The 5,756-nt window shown below is 74.6% G+C and carries 3 protein-coding genes; 2 read left to right on the top strand and 1 reads right to left on the bottom strand.

Going from position 1 to position 5,756, the window contains the following annotated elements; genetic code table 11:
* Nucleotides 1-117: 117 nt before the first annotated feature.
* The gene (locus H0H10_RS03350; protein WP_188179275.1) at nucleotides 118-2,232 is read right to left on the bottom strand and encodes an asparagine synthase-related protein; all 2,115 of its coding nucleotides are present in this window, start codon (nucleotides 2,230-2,232) and stop codon (nucleotides 118-120) included.
* 693 nt (nucleotides 2,233-2,925) lie between these two features.
* On the opposite strand from H0H10_RS03350, the gene H0H10_RS03355 reads away from it, so the two are divergent.
* Nucleotides 2,926-4,350 (top strand): NsdA family TPR-like regulatory protein, encoded by a 1,425-nt coding sequence (locus H0H10_RS03355; RefSeq protein ID WP_188179276.1) that lies wholly within the window; start codon nucleotides 2,926-2,928, stop codon nucleotides 4,348-4,350.
* A 60-nt stretch (nucleotides 4,351-4,410) separates the two neighbouring features.
* Nucleotides 4,411-5,631 (top strand): L-2-hydroxyglutarate dehydrogenase, encoded by a 1,221-nt coding sequence (lhgD, locus tag H0H10_RS03360; RefSeq protein WP_309141720.1) that lies wholly within the window; start codon nucleotides 4,411-4,413, stop codon nucleotides 5,629-5,631.
* Nucleotides 5,632-5,756: the final 125 nt, after the last annotated feature.

The following is a 5,756-nucleotide window of genomic DNA, read 5'->3' on the forward strand; positions in this document are numbered from 1 at the left end:
GCCGTTCCGAGGACGGACACCCCCCGGCGCGGCCCCGACCCACAACCGAACAGACCGCGCTACACGCACCCCCACCGAAGAAGCACAGGCCGCCGCAGGCAACCCGCACCAACAACCTCAAACCCGCCGCACAACCGCCCCCGCACCCCCCAGCGCCCCCCGCTGCGGCGCGATCCCCGCCGGTACCGCGCGCTGACGCCCCGGCGTCCCCGTCCAGCACGTCCCCCGCCGAGCCAGCAGCCGCCCGAGCCACAACTCCAGGGAGACGAGGTCGGCCAGCCCGTCCAACGGCAGCTTCTCCCCCGCCGCCGCGCCCCGCACCGCCTTGCGCACCACCCGCGCCTCGACCAGCCCCGCCTCGGCGAGCAACGGCGAGTCGAACAGCGCGATCAACGAGTCCGCGGCCACCCGCAACCCCAGCCGGGCAGCCGCGGCAGCCGTCTGCGCCTGCGTCGGCGCGCCCCACCCGCTCGGCAACTCCCGCACCCCGGCCCCTTCCAGCACCGCCCGCAGGATCGCCGCCCGCGCCCCCGGCCGCACCCGCAGCGCCTCGGGCAGCGCCCGGCAGGCCCGGACGACCTGGTTGTCGAAGAACGGCGCGTGCAGCCGCTGGAAACGGATCTCGGCGGCCTGCTCCAGCACCCGCACGTCCGCCGCCTGCCGCGCCAGCGCCGCACGCGCGCGGAAGTCGCCGGGCCGCTGCCCCGGCCCCACCCCGGAGCGCTGAGTGGACGCCTGCAGACGAACCGATACTTCTGCCAGCGCCTCCCCGGTCAGCCAACGCGCCGCCGGACCGGGCCCGCCCCAGGTGAGCGCGGCGAGCGACGCCTCCACCGCCCCGCCGGGCTCGTCGAAGCGCCGCTGCATCAGCCGGTCGGCGAGCACGTCCAGGCCCGTCCGGTAGGACGTCCGGGCCAGCCGCCGCGCCGCGGCGTACACGCGCGCGGGGACCATGACCGAGCCGTCGGCCTTGGCCAGCGCGGCGACCGGCCGCACGAGGTGGCGCCGCCGGCGGTCCATCAGCAGATCGGCCAGCCGCGCCGGGTGCGCGTCCAGCACCTGCCGGGCGCCGTACCCGGTGAAGTGGTCCGCGCTGCCGGCGGCCAGCCGCGCCCGGTGCCGCGCCGCCGAGACCAGGCTCGGCGCGGGTTCGTCCGTCAGCGGCCCGTCCAGCGCGGCATACGGCAGCACCTCCTCGCCGCCCGTCACCACCACGTGGTGCAGCCGCGGATTGGCGGCCAGCGCCCCCGCCCGCTCCAGCTCGGTCTCGGGCCCGCCGACGGCCAGGTCGTTGAAGGTGACGGCGAGCAGCCGCTCCCCGGCCCCCGTCCCGTGCCCGAGAACGGTCCCGGGCATCCCCGGCAGTCCCGCCGCCAGCAGTGCCAGCGTCCCGGAGGCCGGCCCGCCGGACAGGTCGGCCCCGATCCCCGGCACCGGCATCCCGCGCGCGGCACGCCGCTCGGCGGGCCCCATCCCGGGCACCGGCCCGGGGTCGATGCCGTCACCGGGAACGTGCCGCGGCGCGGCGAGCCGCGTGCGCACGGCTTCCACCAGGGCGTCCCGCACTCCGTCGACCGCGCTGTCCGGGTCCGCCGGGGGCGCCGCGACCGCCAGCGAGGCCACCTGCTCGTACCCGGCGATCTCCCGCGCCCCGGCGCGCAGGATCAGCGCATGCCCGGGCGGAATGCGCTTGACGCCGTCGTACGGGGTGGAGTCGTTCAGCGCGGCCGGCACGTCGGGCGCGGCGAGCAGCGCGGCGAGGTGCCCGAAGTCGAGGTTGGCCTCGACGAGGTCGGCCAGGGGCAGCGCGGCCGTCGCGTAGGCGGTGCCGCCCGCCCAGGGGGTGTGGAACACGGGGCGGACGCCCGCGAGGTCACCGCAGACCGTGATCCGCCGCCCCACCTGCACCACGGCCGTGTAACTGCCGGGCCAGGCCGTCAGATGCCGCAGCGCACCACCGCGCGCGGCGAGGAGTCCGACGCGCAGCTGCTCGTCCGTCGCGCCGCAGATACCGAGGACCGCGATCCGGGTCCGGGCGTCGGCCGTGACGAGGCGTACCTCGTCGGGGCGCCAGTCGCCGACCGCCCACAGGGGGTCGGGGTCGCCCCACAGGAGCTGCGAGCCCACGGGCTGCACGGTCTCACCGTCGTACCCGGTGGCCCCCGCGGAGCCGGCTCCGGCGATCCCCGCGGCTCCCGCGGCGGCGCTGCTCCACCCCACCAACCACCGCATCGACGCCTCCACAGGCTGGGGACAACCAGTGCACCGTACGAACTGGTTCCCCATGCTGCCATGAAGGGCACGCCACGGAGTGTCGGCGGAGCCGCATGCGCTCCCATGAATACGCCCCCGCGGAGACCCGCGCGAGGACGTCGAATCCCCGTTCCCCTGTGCCGGCGGCGACACGCCGACGACGCGAATGCGCCCCCACAACGCGCCCCCTCGACACCCAACGCGCCCTCAAGTCCCATGGTGAGAGCGGTTGTACCCCGAAACCCCCGGGGTCGATTTTCAGCCGAATCGGTGTCACGCGAACAGGTTCGAACACGCTCCGTACAGGTGCCGCGCACCGCCGGGCGGCGCGCAGTCCGGGAGACGGGACTCGCCTCCCGGACCGGTCCGCCGCCCGCGGGGATGGAGGCGGCGGTGTCCCCCAGCCCACTGGATCCAGTACAGCGGGCCGACCCACGCACCGCCCATGGAACCGCTCCCCCCGTGGCCGGAGAAGAGCGCACGGACGGGCGCACGGCCACACATCGGGAGCACACGGCCACAGTCCGTACAGACACCGCACTTCAGTACGGACCACAATCCCGCCATCCGGAACAATGCCTCTTAACGCTTGGGATGCAGCGAACTACGCTGGGTTTACGAATGCCGCGTGGTTATGCCAGCGCGGCAGCCGTCTGTGTCGAGGGGTGGCGCATGTCCAGGGAGCAACGCGGGCCGAACGAAAAGCTCGGCGCCGTTCTCGCCCTCGCGGGAATAAGCAACGCAGGGCTCGCCCGGCGCGTCAACGACCTTGGCGCCCAACGAGGATTGACTCTTCGCTACGACAAGACGTCGGTGGCGCGCTGGGTGTCGAAAGGCATGGTGCCGCAGGGTGCGGCACCGCACCTCATCGCCGCCGCCATCGGCCAGAAGCTCGGCCGTCCGGTGCCGCTCCACGAGATCGGCCTGGCGGACGCCGATCCCGCACCCGAAGTGGGCCTCGCCTTCCCCAGGGACGTCGGACAGGCGGTGCGGTCGGCCACGGAGCTGTACCGCCTCGACCTCGCCGGCCGCCGGGCCGGCTCCGGCGGCATCTGGCAGTCGCTCGCCGGTTCGTTCGCGGTGAGCGCATACGCAACGCCCGCATCACGGTGGCTGATAACCCCGGCCGACAGCTCGGTTGCGCGTGACGCGAGCCCGGCCGAGGGCTCCGGCGCACCGCTCAAAGTCGGCCACAGCGATGTGCAGAAGCTGCGGGAGGCGGCCGAGGACGCCCGGCGCTGGGACTCCAAGTACGGCGGCGGCGACTGGCGTTCCTCGATGGTCCCCGAGTGCTTGCGAGTCGAGGCGGCGCCCCTGCTCCTCGGTTCCTACTCCGACGAGGTCGGCCGCGCCCTGTTCGGCGCCTCGGCCGAACTGACCCGACTGGCCGGCTGGATGGCCTTCGACACCGGCCAGCAGGAGGCCGCCCAGCGGTACTACATCCAGGCCCTGCGCCTGGCCCGCGCCGCGGCCGACGTGCCCCTCGGCGGCTACGTCCTCGCGTCCATGTCGCTGCAGGCGACGTACCGGGGCTTCGGCGACGAGGGCGTGGACCTGGCCCAGGCCGCCCTGGAACGCAACCGCGGCCTGGCCACGGCCCGCACCATGAGCTTCTTCCGCCTGGTCGAGGCCCGCGCCCACGCGCGCGCGGGCGACGCGGCGGCGGCCGGCGCAGCCCTGAAGGCCGCCGAGAGCTGGCTGGAGCGCGCCCGCCCCGGCGACAGCGACCCGACGTGGCTGGGTTTCTACTCCTACGACCGGTTCGCCGCCGACGCGGCCGAGTGCTACCGCGACCTCAAGGCACCACGCCAGGTCCGCCGCTTCACCGAGCAGGCCCTGTCGAAACCGACGGAGGAGTTCGTACGCTCGCACGGACTCAGGCTCGTCGTATCGGCGGTGGCGGAACTGGAGTCGGGCAACCTGGACGCGGCCTGCGAGCAGGGTGTGCGGGCGGTCGAGGTCGCCGGGCGGATCTCCTCGGCCCGGACCACCGAGTACGTCAAGGACCTCCTCCACCGGCTGGAGCCGTACGGCGACGAACCACGCGTGGTCGAGCTCCGCGAACGCGCCCGGCCGCTCCTGGTGACTCCGGCCTGACCCTCGCCTTCCGGGTTTGAGGGCATTGTCAGTGGCGCAGTGCACTATCGAAGCCGGGAGGTGGAACGAGTGCGGACCGAGCTCGCACACGACTGCGACGTGCTGGTGATCGGCGGCGGAATCGTCGGCCTGTCGACGGCGTATGCGATCACGCGCGCCGCGCCCGGCACACGGGTGACGGTGCTGGAGAAGGAGCCCGGCCCGGCCCGGCACCAGACGGGCCGCAACAGCGGCGTCATCCACAGCGGCATCTACTACCGCCCGGGCTCGCTGAAGGCGCGCTACGCGGTCAGGGGCGCCGCCGAGATGGTCAAGTTCTGCGCCGAGTACGGCATCGACCACGCCGTCACCGGCAAGCTGATCGTCGCCACGGCCCGGGCGGAGCTGCCCCGGCTGCACGCCCTCGTGCAGCGCGGCCGGGAGAACGGGATACCGGTCCGGGAGCTGGGCGCCGCACAGATCCAGGAGTACGAGCCGGAGGTGCGCGGCCTGGCGGCGATCCACGTCGGCACGACCGGCGTCTGCGACTACGTGGCGGTCGCGCGGCAGCTCGCCGAGGCATCCGGCGCGGAGATCCGCTACGGCGCGGAGGTGCTCGTCATCGACCGCCGCCCGGAACTCGGGGTCGCGGTCCGCACCAGGTCGGGGGACGTGATCCGCGCCCGGGTCCTGGTGAACTGCGCCGGGCTGCACTGCGACGAGGTCGCGCGGATGACAGGGGACGACCCGGGCATGCGGATCATCCCCTTCCGGGGCGAGTACTACGAGCTGGCACAGCCGGAAATGGTCCGGGGGCTGGTGTATCCGGTGCCGGACCCGGCGTTCCCGTTCCTCGGGGTGCACCTGACACGCGGGATCGACGGCAGCGTCCACATCGGCCCCAACGCGGTGCCGGCCCTGGCCAGGGAGGGGTACGACTGGGGCGTGGTCCGGCCCCGTGAGCTCGGCGCGACGCTGGCGTGGCCGGGCTCGTGGCGGATCGCCCGGCGGCACTGGAGATACGGGGCGGGGGAACTGCGCCGGTCACTGTCCAAGGGCGCCTTCACGACGGCGGTGCGCAGACTGCTGCCCGGGGTGACGGAGGGCGACCTCGTGCCGGCGCCGGCCGGGGTACGGGCGCAGGCCGTGCTGCCGGACGGCACGCTGGTGGACGACTTCCTGATCCGCGAGGGCGCGCGGGCGGTGCACGTGCTGAACGCCCCCTCGCCTGCGGCGACCGCCGCGCTGCCGATCGGGCGGGAGGTGGGCCGCAGGGCACTGTCGGCACTGGCCGACTGCTGACCTGGCGCGCGGCGCGGCACCCGGCGTGGGTGGGGGCCGGGGGTTCGCGCGGCCCGGCGCTACCGGGGTGCCTCCCCCAGAGGGGGTACCCCCAGCGCCCACCCGTGCCGCCCTGGGGGTACCTC

The organism is Streptomyces griseicoloratus, assembly GCF_014534645.1.
Classification (GTDB): Bacteria; Actinomycetota; Actinomycetes; order Streptomycetales; family Streptomycetaceae; genus Streptomyces; species Streptomyces griseicoloratus.

Coding starts and splice junctions, on each gene's coding strand:
- H0H10_RS03355 (WP_188179276.1), top strand. CDS start 2,926: ATGTCCAGGGAGCAACGCGGGCCGAACGAAAAGCTCGGCGCCGTTCTC.
- H0H10_RS03350 (WP_188179275.1), bottom strand. CDS start 2,232: ATGCGGTGGTTGGTGGGGTGGAGCAGCGCCGCCGCGGGAGCCGCGGGG.